Source organism: Delftia sp. PE138 (assembly GCF_018320755.1).
Lineage (GTDB): Bacteria > Pseudomonadota > Gammaproteobacteria > Burkholderiales > Burkholderiaceae_C > Comamonas > Comamonas tsuruhatensis.
Window position 1 is genome coordinate 414,252 of sequence record NZ_JABEPN010000004.1, and the last position, 15,922, is coordinate 430,173.

The 15,922-nt window shown below is 67.4% G+C and carries 9 protein-coding genes; 2 read left to right on the forward strand and 7 right to left on the reverse strand.

All coding sequences use genetic code 11. The features are described from left to right. Nucleotides 1-3: 3 nt before the first annotated feature. The 7 genes from HFGMBDPB_RS16870 to HFGMBDPB_RS16900 form a co-directional block, all read right to left on the reverse strand. Nucleotides 4-954, reverse strand: coding sequence for an FAD binding domain-containing protein (locus HFGMBDPB_RS16870; RefSeq protein WP_212645844.1), 951 nt, complete (start codon nucleotides 952-954; stop codon nucleotides 4-6). Beyond that, nucleotides 951-1,595, reverse strand: a complete 645-nt coding sequence (gene paoA, locus HFGMBDPB_RS16875; RefSeq protein WP_212645845.1) for an aldehyde dehydrogenase iron-sulfur subunit PaoA — start codon at nucleotides 1,593-1,595, stop codon at nucleotides 951-953. Before paoA ends, HFGMBDPB_RS16870 begins: the two co-directional genes overlap by 4 nt. A 252-nt stretch (nucleotides 1,596-1,847) precedes the next feature. Next, nucleotides 1,848-7,355: a DNA repair ATPase gene (locus tag HFGMBDPB_RS16880; protein ID WP_249343483.1), complete on the reverse strand. Its 5,508-nt coding sequence runs from the start codon at nucleotides 7,353-7,355 to the stop codon at nucleotides 1,848-1,850. A 166-nt stretch (nucleotides 7,356-7,521) separates the two neighbouring features. Continuing rightward, entirely contained in the window at nucleotides 7,522-9,597 is a 2,076-nt protein-coding gene (locus HFGMBDPB_RS16885; RefSeq protein WP_046240080.1) for a hypothetical protein, read from the reverse strand. 131 nt (nucleotides 9,598-9,728) lie between these two features. After that, nucleotides 9,729-10,397, reverse strand: a complete 669-nt coding sequence (locus HFGMBDPB_RS16890; RefSeq protein ID WP_016453393.1) for a hypothetical protein — start codon at nucleotides 10,395-10,397, stop codon at nucleotides 9,729-9,731. A 75-nt stretch (nucleotides 10,398-10,472) separates the two neighbouring features. Continuing rightward, the gene (locus HFGMBDPB_RS16895) at nucleotides 10,473-11,183 is read right to left on the reverse strand and encodes a PspA/IM30 family protein (RefSeq protein ID WP_016446962.1); all 711 of its coding nucleotides are present in this window, start codon (nucleotides 11,181-11,183) and stop codon (nucleotides 10,473-10,475) included. Between the two features lie 40 nt (nucleotides 11,184-11,223). Further along, the gene (locus HFGMBDPB_RS16900) at nucleotides 11,224-11,694 is read right to left on the reverse strand and encodes a YjfI family protein (protein ID WP_223275219.1); all 471 of its coding nucleotides are present in this window, start codon (nucleotides 11,692-11,694) and stop codon (nucleotides 11,224-11,226) included. Between the two features lie 504 nt (nucleotides 11,695-12,198). On the opposite strand from HFGMBDPB_RS16900, the gene HFGMBDPB_RS16905 reads away from it, so the two are divergent. Together HFGMBDPB_RS16905 and HFGMBDPB_RS16910 are read left to right on the forward strand one after the other, a co-directional pair. Next, entirely contained in the window at nucleotides 12,199-14,784 is a 2,586-nt protein-coding gene (locus tag HFGMBDPB_RS16905; protein WP_462936543.1) for a bifunctional diguanylate cyclase/phosphodiesterase, read from the forward strand. A 123-nt stretch (nucleotides 14,785-14,907) separates the two neighbouring features. Then, nucleotides 14,908-15,912 (forward strand): diacylglycerol/lipid kinase family protein, encoded by a 1,005-nt coding sequence (locus tag HFGMBDPB_RS16910; protein ID WP_016446965.1) that lies wholly within the window; start codon nucleotides 14,908-14,910, stop codon nucleotides 15,910-15,912. Nucleotides 15,913-15,922: the final 10 nt, after the last annotated feature.

The following is a 15,922-nucleotide window of genomic DNA, read 5'->3' on the forward strand; positions in this document are numbered from 1 at the left end:
GCGTCAGTTCCTGGCCTGGTCCAGCACGGAGGCAAGCGTGCGCTCGGCCAGCGTGAGTTTGAAGGCGTTGTCGTGCGTGGGCCGGGCGCCTGCCAGCAGGCGGTCGGCAACGGCCTTGGCGCCCTGCGGCATCAACGCTTCGGCCGCCTCCACTCGCCAGGGCTTGTGCGCCACGCCGCCCAGGGCCACGCGCCCGCTGCCGTCGCGCTGCACGATGGCGGCCACCGACACCAGCGCAAAGGCATAGGAGGCACGGTCGCGCACCTTGTGATAGATGTGCGTGCCGCCCGGCGGCGGCGGCAGGGTGACGGAGGTGATCAGTTCGCCGGCCTGCAAGGCCGTCTCTACATGCGGCGTGGTGCCGGGCAGCCGGTGGAAGTCGGCAATGGGGATGACGCGGGCCTTGCCGTCGGCCTGGATGGTTTCCACCGTGGCATCCAGTGCGCGCAGCGCCACGGCCATGTCGCTGGGGTGGGTGGCAATGCAGGCCTCGCTGCCGCCGATCACAGCATGCTGGCGGCTCACGCCGGCAATGGCCGAACAGCCGCTGCCCGGCACGCGCTTGTTGCACGGCATATTGGTGTCGTAGAAATACGGGCAGCGGGTGCGCTGCAGCAGATTGCCGCCCGTGGTCGCCATGTTGCGCAATTGGCCAGAGGCGCCGGCCACCAGGGCGCGGGTCAGCACGCCGTAGTCGCGCCGCACGCGCGCATGGGCAGCCAGGTCGCTGTTGCGCACCAGCGCGCCTATGCGCAAGCCGCCTTGCGCGGTGGGCTCCACGGTGTCTATGCCGGTGCCGTTGACATCGACCAGATGCACGGGGGTTTCTATCTGCAGCTTCATCAGGTCCAGCAGATTCGTGCCCCCGGCGATGAAGCGGGCGCCCGGCCGGGCCGCCACGGCGGCGGCAGCCTGCGCGGGGGATTGGGCGCGTTCGTAGGTGAAGGCAATCATGTCCGCCCCTCCCCTCCCACTTCGGTGATGGCATCGACGATGTTGGAATATGCCCCGCAGCGGCACAGGTTGCCGCTCATGCGTTCACGCAGTTCATGGGCCGACACCAGGGGCTGGGCCACGATGTCTTCGCTGGCATGGCTGGGCATGCCGCGTTTGATTTCATCGAGCACGCCCACGGCAGAGCAGATCTGCCCCGGCGTGCAGTAGCCGCACTGGAATCCGTCATGCCGCACGAAGGCGGCCTGCATGGCGTGCGGGGATTGCGGCGTGCCCAGGCCTTCGATGGTGGTCACGGCGGCGCCCTGGTTCATCACGGCCAGGCTCAGGCAGGACACAACCCGCCGGCCATTGACCAGCACCGTGCAGGCCCCACACTGGCCATGGTCGCAGCCTTTCTTGGTGCCGGTCAGGTGCAGGTGCTCGCGCAGGGCGTCGAGCAGCGTGGTGCGGGTGTCCAGGTCCAGGCGGTGTTCCTTGCCGTTGACTTGCAGGGTGACGGGCAGCTGGACCCCTTCGGGGATGGAGGGAGGCTGCACTTGCGCGCCGGCCGATCGAGGCACGGCCGTTGCCGCAGCCGTGGAGGCACCTGCAATCAGCAGGTCCCTCCGCGAAACGGAAAGCTGGGTGTTGTGTTCCATGGGGCGTCCATCGTGTTGGCTCTTCGTGGGGCGTGCACACTGCTGCGAACACGCCACTCCAAGCATCGGTTCGGGACGCGCCCCGGGTTGTAGGTGATGGTCCAACGTCCGGGACATCGGGTTGTCCGATGAAGGATCAGCGCATGCAGACGTGCGAGGACCCCCGGCCCATGCAAAGGCAGCGCCAGCAAAGCGCCCCAGCCTTTGCCGATGGGCCCTGCCCCTGCCCCTGCCCCGGCCCCGGCGCTGCGCCTAGGCCGCAGGCGGCACGTCGCCGCGCTGCATGCGCTCGAAGGCCTTGTCGATTTCCTCGGAGCGTATGGCGCCCGCAGCCGGCACGGGACGGCCCGCGCGCTGGGCGTCGATCTGCTCCTGCATGCGCGTGGCCACCTGCATCAGCACGCGGTGCAGGCCCAGCTGCTGGCGGCGGGCCTGGTCCAGGTGCGTGACCACGGGCTCCAGGGACTGGGCCAGCGACCGGGTCAGCAGTTGGCCCAGCATGTGAACCAGGGCCTGACGGTCCTGGGCGGCCTGCACCTCCGACGGGGTGCCGGCCTTGGTGCTGGCGGGCTCGCTGGCCGCCCTTTGCGCCATCAGCTCGCGTATGCCGTGCAGCGAGTCGCCTGCGGCGCTTTGCGTCTGCAGCAGCCGGGCCAGCAGTGCCTGCAGCGCTTGCAGGAGCTGGGACTGTTCGGCGGCGCCTTCCTGCATCGCCTGCTGCTGGGGCTGGGCCACCGACTGGGCCACCTCGCGCGTGGCGGCGTCGGCATTGGCGCCGACTGCGGCCTGGCGGCGCAGGAACTGCTGGCGTATCTGCTGCCAGCGGGCGCTGTCCTCGTCGCTCATCTGCCCGCGCAGCTCGGCGAGCTTGAGCAGGTTCTCCTCGGCGCCCGTGGTCAGCATCTGCGCTTCGCCCTGGTAGTGGTCGGCCAGCATCTGCTGCATTTCCTGGTCGTTCATCACCGGGGTGATTTTTTCGGCCAGCTTGTTCATGTTGCGGTAGCTGCCCTGCAGCCTGAAGGCCGGCTCGGTGCGGTAGCCGTCGTCCTGCGCGGCGCTCTGGATGTACTGCTGGTTGACCTTGAACACCAGCTCGCGCACCTGCACCATGCGGGCCAGCACGGCCTCGATCTCGCGCAGTTCGGCCGATGAATAGTCGTGCGACAGCGCGTTGCCCGAGACATCCCTGCCCTGCGCCTTGTCCAGCAGCAGGTACAGGTCCTGCAGGCTGCGCGTGGCCATCGGCGCCAGCACGGCGTTCGAGGTCATGCTGTTTTCGATATAGCTGAGCTTGAACACCTCCTGCATGCCGCCCAGCACATCGCCCAGGTTGTAGATGTCGGCACGGTTGGCCAGCATGTCGGGGATCTTGAAGACCTCGCCCGACTCGGTGTACGGATTGCCCGACATGACCACGCAAAAGCGCTTGCCGCGCATGTCGTGGGTGCGGGTCTGGCCCTTCCACACGCCCTCGATGCGGCGCGTGCCGTCCGACAGCGAGATGAATTTCTGCAGGAACTCGGGGTGCGTGTGCTGTATGTCGTCGATGTACAGCATCACGTTGTTGGCCATCTCCAGCGCCAGGTTGAGCTTTTCCAGCTCCTTGGCCGCCGTGGCGTCCGGCGCCTGGGCCGGGTCCAGCGAGCGCACCGAGTGGCCCAGCGCCGGGCCGTTGATCTTCATGAAGATCAGGCCCAGGCGGTTGGCCACGTACTCCATCAGCGTGGTCTTGCCGTAGCCGGGCGGCGAGATCATCATCAGCAGCCCCATCTGGTCCGTGCGCTTGTTCTCGCCAGCCACGCCGATCTGCTTGGCCAGGTTGTCGCCGATCACGGGCAGGTAGATCTCGTTGATGAGCCGGTTGCGCACAAAGGACGACAGCGGCCGGGCCTTGAATTCGTCCACCCGCACGCGCGAGCGCCAGTCCTGCAGCAGCTGCTGGCGCAGCGCCTGGTAGCGGCCGAATTCGGGGACAAAGCTGCGGAAATGGCGCGCGGCGCGCTGGCCCAGGTCGTCGATCTGCAGCCACATGCGGCCGTCCGCAATGCGCGGATGCTGGCCCAGCAGGCCCGGCACTTCATGGCGCAGGTCCACATTGCTGACCTTGCAGGGCAGTGGGCCGGCGCAGCACAGCCAGGCGGCGGCTTCGCCGCAATAGGCCAGCCAGGCCTGCCCTTGCCCGTCGTCCAGCGCGCGACAGGCGGTCTGCAGCCAGTGCAGCGCGCTGCGCCAGCGCTGGTCCAGCGGCGCCAAAGGCTTGTCGTGCCGGTCCTCGCCCTGCCAGTAGGCCTGCATTTCCTCCCAGCGCTGCAGCGGCTGGGCCTGCTGCTGCACGGCGGCCTGCAGTGCGGCAATGGCCGACTGGCTGTAGCTGGAGAAGGAAAAGCGCACGGCCTTTTGCGCCAGCTCGGCCTGCAGGTAGTCGGCGGCGCCGTGGATGAGGCTGTCGATATCGCTGTCTGCGGACGCCGCCTGTCCTGGCAGCAGGTCGCGCAGCAGGCCCCGCTCGTCGGCATAGGCGCGCAGGCGCTCGGAAATGTCGGCGCGCAGGCTCAGCTGCTCGGCCTCGCTGCCGAACATCTGCTGCATGGCCTGGGCCTGCTGGGCGCGCAGCGGCCACTGCGCCATGGCGGCAGCCAGCTGCGGCTGCTGCACCTGGGCCTGTGCGCTCCAGAACAGCAGGGCCAGCGCACGGGCGTGGGGCGCAAAGCGCAGCACGCCGGCGGCATCGCGCAGGGGCAGCAGCACCTGCAGGATGCGGGCCGCATCATGGTCGTGGATACCGCGCTCATAGCCTTCGCGGTAGCGCGGCGCGGAAAATTCGCGGATGGCCTGGGTCAGTGCCGCCTCGTCGGGCAGCAACTGGGCCAGCCGGGCCTCGCTCCAGCCGTCGCGGCGCTGGCGTGCGGCCTGCACCACTTCCAGGGCCAGGTATTCACCGCGATAGAAGTCTGCCGATTCGGCCGGCGTGGAGGCATCCCAGTAGGCCTGCAAAGCGGCCAGCTCGGGGTTGTCCACGGGCTCGAAATACTCGGTGCCGACCAGGTGCAGGAACAAAGCGCCGTTGCGCGGCAGCAGGGTCAGGTCCAGTTCCTGGTTGCCCACGCTGAAGCGGTGGCGGCCCAGGCGAATGATGGCGCCGCCGCCTTCGTACAGCTCGCTGCGGTCCTGCAGCGCGCGAAACGCCTGGTCGCGCAGGTTCTTGACGCGGCCGTCGATATCGTCGGCCTTGACCGGGTCGTGCAGTTGCTCTCGCAGGCGCTGGGACAGCTCCTTGAGCTTGCCGATCAGCGGATCGCCTGCAAAGAACGCATGCAGCGCGTCGGCACTGGCCAGTTTCTCGGTGCGCTTGGGCAGGCTCTGCACGATGCGCAGGGCCGCGTCCAGCACGCCTTGCGCCTTGCGCTGGCGCTCGTCCTGCAGCGACTGGCGGCGCGCCTCGAAGCTCTCCAGCACTTCCTCGCGCTTGGCCATGATGTCGCCGAGGAACTGCTCGTGCTCGCCGAAGCGGCTTTCGATCTCCTCCAGCTGCACCAGCAGGCGCGCCAGCTGCTCGTCGCATTTCTCGGGCGTCTGCGCCAGGCCCAGGGCGCTGACGATGCTTTGCGAGAACAGCGCCAGCTGGGCCGCGAACTGGGCCACGTTCTCGGCGCCGCCCAGGCCCGACCTGCGCTGCTCGGCGCGTGCACGCACCTGGTTCAGGCGCGCATAGACGGCCGAGATGCGATCCACCACCTGGGTGCGCTGCGTGGCGTCGTCGATGGACAGGCTGCCCATCAGCTCGGACAGCATGTCCAGCGCGGCCGCCATGTCGGCCATGCGCGCCAGCGGCTCGTTGATCTGCGCCACCGTGGCTGCCGCCTGCGCAGCCTGGTCCAGCGCCTGCAGCTGCTCGGCATAGGGCTGCATGGCCTCGTCGGTGGCAATGAAGGCGGCCGTGCGCTGGGAGACATCGGCCTGGGCCTCGTTGACGCCCTGCACCATGGTGTCGATGGCGGCCTGGTCCACATAGCGCAGGTCGCGCGTGGCCATGAGCTGGCCGCGCAGCTGGCCCAGCTGGGTGAGCGCATCCACGTATTCGCCAATGCCCTTCCAGTCCGCCAGGCGCAACTGCTTGAGCAACCGGCCATGGCGGCCGGACACCTCGCCCATGGCCTTGGCCGAGGCATTGCGGATGCTCTCGACCTTTTCGTACTCGTCGATGACCGCATCACCCGTGGCGACGATGCCCAGCAGGGTCTCGTGCACCCCCTTGAGCTGCGGCGCGCCCAGCCAGTGGTAGCGCTCGAACAGGCGGCGCGCGGCGTCGATCAGGCGCTCGTAGCGCGGCAGCGAGACCTCGGTGGCCGCGATTTCCTTGCGCACGCTGTACAGGTCCGAGATGCCGCTGACCAGCTCGGCATTGCCTATGCGGCCCAGGAAGCTGTCGCGCTGCGGCTGGCGCGCCGCGTAGTCGTCCGAGGCGAAGGGCGTGCGCCAGACCTGCATGGGGTGCACGCGCGAGGCTTCGTTGCTCTCGGCCGCGAAGATGACGATGCGCCCGTCGTCCATGCGCGCATGGCCGTGGCCGATGATGGGCGGCTGCAGGGCGCGCTCGATCAGGTTGTACTTGAACAGCGCCATGCGCCCGCTCTCGGGCTCGTAGAACACGTAGAGCACGTCCTCGCCGTTGGGCGATCGGATGCTGCGCCGGTAGCGCATGCCCTGCATGTTCTGCTCGAACGAGCGGTTCTCCCCGCTTTGCAGGTAGTAGCCGCCCGGGAAGATGATGCCGTGGTCCTGCGGCAGCTGGATGCAGGCCGCGCCGATGGCATCCATGCGCAGCACCTGGCGGGAGACGGTGTTGAAGATCAGGTAGCGCCACTGCTCTTCGCGGTAGGGCAGGATCTTCAGCAGAATCAGGCTGCCGACGGCGGCGTACTCGAACACGGCGTCGTCCAGCGACTGGTTCTTCTCCTGCACGGGCTCGCTGTAGATGCCCAGTCCGTCGTTGGTGTTGTTCTCGACCTTGATGGTCAGCGTGCCGCCCAGGGTCTCGACGAAGACCTTGTCCAGCACGTTGATGTGCGGGTGGCGCCCCTGCACGAGTTGCTCGCGCCCGGCGCGCTGCCATTCGAAGTCATGGGGCGCAGGCAGTTCGATGTCGCGCTCGCCGCGGTTGTCTATGTAGCGTATGGGCTGGCCGTCCACGGGCACGGACCAGCGGAACACGCGCACATCGGACAGGCGCTCGCCGATCTGGAAGCTCGCCAGCAGCTTGCCGTCGCGCACGGCCAGCTGCATCAGCCGCGTGTTCTTGTAGTAGGCGTACAGCTCCTGGAAGTCCTGCACGAAGCTCTGTATGCCCAGGAAACTGTCCTTGAGGTCCACGGGAGTGACCTCGTAGCCCTGCTCTCCCTCGTGCAGGCGATACAGGCCGAACACGTCTTCCACGCGCGTGGACTGCTTCAGGCCCATGAAGACGTTGTAGCCGAACAGCAGGTAGCCGCCGACCTGGGCGATGTCGCGGCCCAGGCAGTTGTTTTCGGTGCGCACGCGCATGCGCCCGATGACTTCCATCTGGCTGCGGCCGAATTCCTCCAGCCGCTCCTCGTTGAGCTGGCGCACCAGCGCCTCCAGCGCCTGCCCCTGGCCGTCCAGGCGCTTGGCCAGCACTTCGTAGGAGCCGCCGCTGGCGACTGCCTGGTCCACGGCGGAGGCGGCAGTGTCGGGGGAGAGGGGCGGTGAGGACGGTGTGGACGATGGGGACGGTTGGGACATGGGCGTCACGGGCTTTCGCGTGTCAGGGACCATTCACGCCTTTCCCCGCCGGCCGGCAGACGGGCGGGCAGGCAGGCGAAGACGAAGGCGGATGCGGGAGGCTGGGCAGCCGGCGGAGGGAGCGGCCGGGCGGCCGCCCCGTTCAGTCGGCCGTTGAATCGACCGTTCAGTCGACCCTCTGCGTGGGCGGCAGGCCCTTGCCGTCGCCCAGCGCGTTGAGCAGCGATGCGCCGCCCTTGCCGCTGAGGAACTTGCCGATCAGGTCCTGCACGATGGGGCTCTTGCCCGCCACGCCTTCCACGGCCTTGCCCACGGACAGCGCCTTGGCGAAGTTGTCGAAGAAGGCGCCCTCGCCCCCCACGATGTCGATGTTGGCCTTGCTGAGCGCGGCCGACAGCACCTCGGACTGGTCCTTGGCCACGCTCTTGTTGGCTTCGATGGCGGCCAGCGCCTGCTCGAAGTTCTTCTCCAGCTGCATGCGGAACTCCTCATGCGAGCGCGCCTGGTCGGACAGCGAGGCCAGCGCGGTGAACTTTTCGGTCAGGCCCTTGGCCTCGGCGAAGAGCTTGTCGCGCAGCACATCGGCCTCGGACGTGCCCACGTCGCGGGTGACCAAGGCCTTGGTCGCGCCCACCTGGGCCTCGCCGCGCGCCTGGGCCAGCAGGCGCTCTTCCAGCACCTTGGCATCGGCCAGGCCCTGCTTTTCGTTGGCGTCGGCCGTGGCCTCGATGACGCGCGCCTCGGCCAGGCCCTTTTCCTGCTGGCCCTTGGCCTCGGCCATCATCTTCTCGGCGATCACCCTGGCCTGCGCCAGGCCTTCCTTTTCCAGGGCGGCGGCCGTGACTTCGCGCACCTTGGCATCGGCCAGGCCGGGCGCGGCGCGCTCGACCTCGATGGCCTCGGCCAGCTTCTTCTTGGCCTCGGCGGTCTTGCTGGCCGCCTCCAGCTCGGCCTGGGCCATGGTCGTGACTTCCACGGCCTTGTGGCGCGAGGCGGCCTCTTCGGCCTCCGCCTTCTTGACCTGGCGCACCAGGTCTTCCTCGGCCTGGGCCTGGGCAGTCAGCACGGTGACCTGCTTCATGCGCTCGGCCTCGGAGACCACGCGCACTTCCTTGATGCGTTCCTCTTCCTGGGCCACGGACTTTTCCACCACCACGCGCTCGCGCACCACATTGGCGATGTTGGCCTTCTCGACCTCGATGGCCTTTTCCTTCTCGATGCGCTGCAGCTCCACCTCGCGCTGGCGGGCCACGATCTCCAGCTCCTTGGCGCGCGTGACCTTCTCGACCTCGATCACCACCGCACGCTCACGGTTTTGCTGGGCCACAGCCACTTCGCGCTGGCGATTTTCCTCGCGGATGTCCAGCTGCTCCTGGGTCTGGATGCGGGCCTGCTCGGCCTTCAGGCGCTCTTCTTCCTGCACCTTCTGGGTCTCGGCCTGCTCGCGCGCCTGGATGGTGGCGATCTCGCGCTTTTGGCGGGCCTCGGCGTCGGCCTGCTGGCGCTCCAGCGCCAGCATGGCTTCCTTGGTCTCCACGTTCTTCTTGGTGATGGCCAGGTCGGAGTTGCGCTCGAGCTCGTTGGTGACGATGTTCTGGTTGGCCGTCAGCTCGGTGATCTTGCGGATGCCTTCGGCATCCAGGATGTTGTTGGGGTCCAGCGAGGACTTGGGAGTCTGCTCCAGATAGTCGATGGCCACGTCCTCCAGCACATAGCCGTTGAGGTCGTTGCCGATGACATGGATGATCTGGTCGCGGAAATCCTGGCGGTTCTCGAACAGCTTCACGAACTCGATCTGCTTGCCCACGGTCTTGAGCGCCTCGGAGAACTTGGCGTTGAACAGGTCGTTGACGGCCGTCTTGTCCGAGGCCCGGTCCACGCCGATGGCCTTGGCCACCTTGAGCACGTCCTCGGCCGTTTCATTGACACGCAAGTAGAAGGCCACGGTGATGTCGGCGCGCATGTTGTCGCGGCAGATCAGGCCTTCCTTGCCGCGCCGGTCGATCTCCAGCGTCAGCAGCGAGATCTGCATGAATTCCTTCTTGTGGATCACCGGCAGCACCAGGCCGCCCGTGAACTTGACCTTGGGCTGCGAGGTGGTGTCGTTGATGATCAGTGCCGTGCCCTGCGGGACCTTGATGTAGAAGGCCTTGACCAGGGCGAACAGCCCGAGGATGACGACGAAGACGGAACCGATCACCACCCCGGCGACGATGTACCACTCCATGTTGCTCATGTTCATGCGAATCTCCCCTGTGAATTGCTATCTGTGAAAACGCTGAAAAACGCAAAGGCCGCGCCCGCCGCACGGGCGCCCGGGCCAATGGGAATCAATGGGAACGAATAGGAAGGAATTCCTGGAAATTCCTGGAGCTAGCGCGGCAGCTCGGTGCCGTCGAACTCGGCCTTGCTGACCACGCGCCAGGCGTTGTGCTCGGGCAGGTGCTCGATAAGCACGATCTCGGTGCCCCGGCCCAGTGCGCGCTCGGGCGAGCGCATCTGCACGTTCAGGCCGGCGCCGCCGTCCTCCACGCTGCCGTAGCCCTGCGTGCCGTCCACCACGGCGCTGCGCACCAGGCCGGTGCGGCCCAGCAGCACCTTGGGCTCCTCTGCAGGCGCCACCTTGTTGACGATGCCCCGCAGCGGGCGCAGCACCAGCACCGTGGCGGCAAAGCCCAGCACGGCAGCCGCCACGGCCACCAAGGTGCCGGTCAGCAGGTTCACCAGGGCCCAGCCCTGGGGCATGGGCACGAAATGGCACAGCACATAGGAAGCCAGCCAGGACAGCAGGAACAGCACGGTGAGGATGACCGTGAGCGGAATGCCGCCCAGGCCCACCTTGAGCAGCAGCCCGGCCAGCGCGCTGGCCGAGTGCTCCACGCCGTGCGCATGGTCGCTGCCGTCGAACAGCACCCAGTGGTCCAGCGAGTCCACCTCCAGCAGGCCCAGCATGGCGATCAGCCAGTACAGCAGCATGAACAGCAGCAAGGCGCCGAAGATGAAGGTCGGAAAGCCGAACGCGTATTGCAGGAATGCAGACATGTTTTATCTCCTCCCTTCAAACCCGGCAGCCAGGACGGCGGGCACGACGCGGCCTGCCCGGACCACGGCCGCGCATCAAGCGCTTTTTCCGCCAGCGGCTGCGCGCTGCGCCTTCAGGCGTTCCAGTACCGATTGCGCATTGCCCGCCTGGGGCGTGATGCCGGCGGCGCGCAGCTTGGCATCCAGCGCGTCTTCGCTGCTGTCGCGCGCCAGCTCGGCCGCGCTTTCCATGCGCGCACCGCGCTCTGCCTGCTTTTGCTTGATGCGCTCCAGAGAATCCAGCGCGCTTTGCACGCGCGTCTGCGAGCCTGCGTAGCGGCCGGCCACCGTGGCCTGGGCGCGCTGCACGCTTTCCGTGGCCTTGACGGTGTCGGCCTGCTGCTTGAGACGCTTGATATGCGTTTGCGCCGTCTGTATGGCCACGCGCAGCTGCTCGACGCTTTGCGTGTAGGCGTCCAGCTGGGATTGCTCCTCGTCGCGCTGCGTCTCCAGCACGGAGACCTTGCCGGCCACTTCCAGCGCCAGCGCCTCGTCACTGGTGTCCAGCGCCTTGACGGCATAGCCCTCGTACTCGGCAATGCGTTCCTGGGTCTGCTTGAGCTTGCCGGCCGCCAGCTTTTGCTTGGCCATGATGTCGGCCAGCGCTTCCTTGGACTTGTTCAGGTCGCTGTCGGCATCGCGGATTTCCTGGTCCAGGATGCGCAGGGCCTGGCTGTCGGTCACCGCCTCGCCGGCCTCGTGCGCTGCGCCGCGCAACGCGGTCACCAGCTTGTTCCAGATGGTCATGATGATCTCCTTGGGGCTCAGTGTCTTCAACGGGCAGGCTTCAGGCCTGCACTGGCGCGGGCACCGGCGCAGGGGTCAGATAGTGGGCCAGCGCCTCGGTGGCCTGGATGACGCTGTCGGCCAGGGTGAGGATTTCAGCAATGATGTCGCCCTCGCTGCTGCTGGCATGCAGGGCGGCGAACATCACATAGCCCTCGCCGCCATGGGCCTGGGGTTCCAGCGCCATGGTGGTGAAGGGAAACAGCTTTTGCAGGCGCAGCATCTGCTCGTTGAGGCCGGCGCGGTCGTGCACCTGGTCGGCGGGCCAGAGAAAGGCCTCCACCACCAGCTGGTCGCCCGACAGGGCCACGTGGACCGGCAGATCGCCGAATTCGGGCAGGCTGATGAGCAGACTGGCGTCCGCGCCTTCAAGCACCTCGATATGGAGCCGGCCGCCCTGCACCAGCGTTGATTGCTGCAGATCGCCCGCCAAGGCGTGAATATCCCGATATGCCTGTCTGCTGTTGTCCATGCTGCCCTCCTTGTGGATGAGAACCATTGAATCCGGTTGCAAGCCGGACACGCGCATTTGCTTTTCCAATTGCTGCAATGCAGCACCGTACTCTGGAAGAATCCAGACCTCCTTTTTCACCAGCCCCTGCTCGCGCAGCCGTTGCCGGTGCAGACGCTGGTAGTGGGCTGATGTCTTTTGTTCCATGCGGATACCATAGCGACCATTACATGTGATGTCTACATGTAATGAAGATCAATTTGTAAACGGATATGTAAAAGGAGTGCCGCAATGGAAGGCATTGCAGACGTACTGACCATGCCTTTGCGTTGCTGCAAATGCCCGTTCAGTATTCATTTTTTCTACTGAAAATCATTTATCGACAATTTTTACTATCACCCACAGGAGAGCTCCTGCACAGGGGGCGACCGCTGCCGCGAAAGGCTGCCGAGGCACTGCACAATGGCCGCTGTCGCAGGCAGACCCGGCCCTTGGCTGCCCGGCGCACGCTACGGAAACCTCTGCATGCCCGCCTTTCGGCTCTCACTTCGCACGGCAGTCACGGCCCCCTTCATTGCGGTGTTTGTGGTCACGGCCGGGCTATTGGCGGCTTGGCAGCAGCGCCAGGTGGACCAGCTCATCAATCGCGAAAGTCTGCGGCTGCTCGACTCCCTGTCCACCACCACGCGCCACCAATTGGCCGACTATCTGGAGACTCCGCTGCGCGTGCAGCAGGCCCTGGCCGAGACCGTGGCCCGGCAGGCGCTTTACACCCCCGGAGACCTGCGGCCCATCTATGGCTATCTGACACGCTCATTCACCGAGCTCTATGCCCAGCACCACCAGATCAGCCTGTTGAGCTTTGGAGGCGTGCAAGGCGAATACACGGGGGTGCGGCTGGAGCCCGATGGCCACTACCGCCTGATTCTTCAGGACCGCAGCACCCAGGGAACCTTGCAGATTTTCGAGGGACTGCAGCCGGGCCCGCCCATGTCCAGCCTTGCCGGCTACGACCCCCGCGTGCGTCCCTGGTACCAGCCCGCCATTCGCGAAGACGGCCCGCACTGGTCGCCCATCTACACGGTGACGGGGGACCGGGGTGATGCCACGATTTCCGCAGCCACTGCGGTGCGTGTGTCCGGCCAGTTGGCCGGCGTGCTGGCCGCCGATGTGCGGCTGAGCAGCATGAACCGCTTTCTGCGCGACGAGCCCCTGCGCGGCAATGGCCATATCGCCGTGGTCGATGCGCAGGGCTACATGGTGGCGCACTCCTCCGAGCTGTCGGTGCTGAAACGCCGCGAAGGCCCCTACGACCCGCCCGTGCGCCTGCGCCTGTCCGAAAGCCCCGACCTGGCGCTGCGCTCGCTGGCAGCCCGGCTTCCCGAGCACCTGCCCGGGCATGCGCGCGAGGGCTCGACGCCAGCCCGGACAGGCCCTGACCGTGTCATCAACCTGAGCTTCACGGAGCAGGGCCAGATCTACCACGGGCAGGTCACCCCCTTCCACGATGTGCGCGGCATCGACTGGCGGATCCTGGTGCTGCAGCCCGAGTCCGATCTGGTCAGCAGCATGCGGGAGGACAGCCGCCAGACCCTTTTCCTGGCTTTCGGCCTGGCCTTGCTGGGGCTGGCGCTGGGCCTGTGGTGCCTGCGCAGGGCGCTGCGCCCCCTGGCCGTGACGGCCGACGCGGCCAACCGCCTGGCCCAGGGTGACTGGAGCGCGGTGAAGGCGCTGCCGGACACGTCCGTGGTGGAAACCTCGTCCCTGGTCTCGGCATTCCACAACATGGCGCAGCGGCTGCAGGAATCCTTCGAGCACATGCGCACCCTGCTGCAGTACGACAGCCTGACGCAGCTGCTCACGCGCGCCGGCCTGATTGAGCAGGCCGATGCGGCCGCCAACGCCGGCGCGCCCGTCCCTGCCGCGCTGTGCCTGCTGGAGCTGCAGAACTTCCGCAGCGTGCGCGACGATGTGGGCCATGGCACGGGCGAGCAGTTGCTGCGGGCCGTGGCCGAGCGGCTGCGCAACCACCATCTGCAATTTCCGGCCCTGCTGGCGCGCACGGCCAGCAATGAATTCGCCGTGCTGTGGCTGCACGAGTGCACGCCGCTGCAGGTACAGGACAAATGCCGCCATCTGCTGGAGATCTTCGACCAGCCATTTTCAGTGGGCAAGGACGACATCGTGCTGCGCGCCTGCGCGGGCGCCGTCAGCGGCGAGCTGCTGCCGGGCGCGCTGCCCGAGTGGCTGCGCAACGCCAGCATTGCGCTGGGTGAGGCGCAGCGCGGCTCGCACCCCTTCCTGCTGTTCGAGCCCAGCCTGGCGCAGAAAATGCTAGGCCGCACCCAATTGGCCATGGAATTGCGCCAGGCGCTGGAGCGCAACGAACTGCGCGTTTTCTACCAGCCCGTGGTGGATCTGGCCACGGGCCGCATGGTGGGTGCCGAGGCCCTGGTGCGCTGGGAAAGCCCGACGCGCGGCAGGGTGCCGCCGGGCGTGTTCATCCCGGTGGCCGAGGAGTCGGACCTGATCCTGAGCGTCGGCGAATGGGTGCTGCGCACGGCGGCGCACGATATTGCCCTGCACCTTGCGCACCTGCCGGCCGACTTCGAGCTGCACGTCAACATGTCGGCGCGCGAGCTGATCCAGTCCGACTTCGCCTGCACGCTGGAGCAGGCGCTGGCCACCAGCGGCCTGCCCGCCCGGGTGCTGACCCTGGAGCTGACGGAGTCCATGCTGCTGGACGATAGCGACGCCACGCTGCAGCGCATTGCCGCCATCCGCGCGCTGGGCGTGAAGATCGCCATCGACGACTTCGGCACCGGCTACTCGTCCCTGGCCTACCTGAGCCGACTGCGCTTTGACTGCATCAAGATCGACCAGAGCTTTGTGGGCCAGTTGCCGGCCTCCGAGTCCGACAAGGCCATCGTGACCGCCGTGCTGCGCATTGCCCAGGGCTTTGGCGTCAAGGTGGTCGCCGAAGGTGTGGAAGAACAGGCCCAGGCGCAGCTGCTGCACGAGCTCGGCTGCGAGCATGCGCAGGGCTATCTGTTCGAGCGGCCCGTGCCGCTGGCGCAGATGCTGGACTACCGCGCCCCCTGGCGCGAGTGAGCCGGTACAGTCAGCAGCCCGCAGACTGTCGGCTTTGGCTGACGCGCACCGCTTGCATGTTCCGGTGCACCGGCAGGTGCCATCCACGGAACAATCGGCGCCTGTTCCAGCCCGCTTCCTTCCATGACGCCCTCATCTTGCGACAACCAGCCGCCCAGACTTGATCCCGCCGGCCCCATCCACCTGATCGTGCCGCTGCGCCCCGGCGCCGACCTGGAGCAGCTGCGCGCCCGCCTGACCGGCGTGCCGGCGCTGCAGCAGCGCAGCGTGCATTGGCATGTGCCGGGCGCAAGGGCCGACATCGTGCAGTTGGCCGCCAGCGCCGTGGACAGTGCCCGCAGGGACGGCGGCCTGGTCGTGGCCGCCGGCGGTGACGGCACCATCAATGCCGTGGCCTCGGCCGCCTGGTCGCGTGGCGTGCCCATGGGCGTGGTGCCGCTGGGCACCTTCAACTACTTCGCCCGCGAGCAGGCGCTGTCACTGGAGCCGGCCCAGGCCGTGCAGGACATTCTCCAGGCGTTGCAGGCCGGCCAGATGCGGGCCGTGAACGTGGGCCTGGTCAACGAACGGCTTTTCCTGGTGAACGCCAGCCTGGGCCTGTACCCCCGCCTGCTCGACGAACGCGAACGCGCGTCCACCCGCTTCGGCCGCACCCGGCTGGTGGCCATAGCCGCCTCCATCTGGAGCATCCTGCGCGGCGGCAGCGTGCGCCGCTGGCGCGTGGCCCTGCGCCCCGACCGGGATGCGCCGTTGCAGCAACAGGAGCACCTGGCCACCACCCTGTTCGTCGGCAACAACCCACTGCAGCTGGAGCGCGTGGGGATTGACGAGGCCCGCGCCGTGGCCGATGGCCGGCATCTGGCCGCCGTGCTGCTGCTGCCCCAGGCCAGCGAGGCCCCGGCGCGCGTGGTCTGGAATGCGGTGATGGGACGGCTGGCCCAGGACGATGCCGTCGCCAGCCTGGCCTGTACCGAGCTGGTGGCGGAGCCAGCAGGACGGCGTCCTCGCCGCATGAAGGTGGCCTTCGATGGCGAACGCGAATGGATGGCACCGCCCATCCGCTTTCGCCTGGGCGAGAAGCCGCTGTGGCTGGTGGTGCCTGCCCCGGCAGAGCCCGCCTCCTCCTGACCGCCGAATG

Excerpts from the sequence above, each read along its gene's own strand:
- HFGMBDPB_RS16870 (WP_212645844.1), bottom strand. The coding sequence starts at position 954 with ATGATTGCCTTCACCTACGAACGCGCCCAATCCCCCGCGCAGGCTGCC.
- paoA (WP_212645845.1), bottom strand. The coding sequence starts at position 1,595 with ATGGAACACAACACCCAGCTTTCCGTTTCGCGGAGGGACCTGCTGATT.
- HFGMBDPB_RS16880 (WP_249343483.1), bottom strand. The coding sequence starts at position 7,355 with ATGTCCCAACCGTCCCCATCGTCCACACCGTCCTCACCGCCCCTCTCC.
- HFGMBDPB_RS16885 (WP_046240080.1), bottom strand. The coding sequence starts at position 9,597 with ATGAACATGAGCAACATGGAGTGGTACATCGTCGCCGGGGTGGTGATC.
- HFGMBDPB_RS16890 (WP_016453393.1), bottom strand. The coding sequence starts at position 10,397 with ATGTCTGCATTCCTGCAATACGCGTTCGGCTTTCCGACCTTCATCTTC.
- HFGMBDPB_RS16895 (WP_016446962.1), bottom strand. The coding sequence starts at position 11,183 with ATGACCATCTGGAACAAGCTGGTGACCGCGTTGCGCGGCGCAGCGCAC.
- HFGMBDPB_RS16900 (WP_223275219.1), bottom strand. The coding sequence starts at position 11,694 with ATGGACAACAGCAGACAGGCATATCGGGATATTCACGCCTTGGCGGGC.
- HFGMBDPB_RS16905 (WP_462936543.1), top strand. The coding sequence starts at position 12,199 with ATGCCCGCCTTTCGGCTCTCACTTCGCACGGCAGTCACGGCCCCCTTC.
- HFGMBDPB_RS16910 (WP_016446965.1), top strand. The coding sequence starts at position 14,908 with ATGACGCCCTCATCTTGCGACAACCAGCCGCCCAGACTTGATCCCGCC.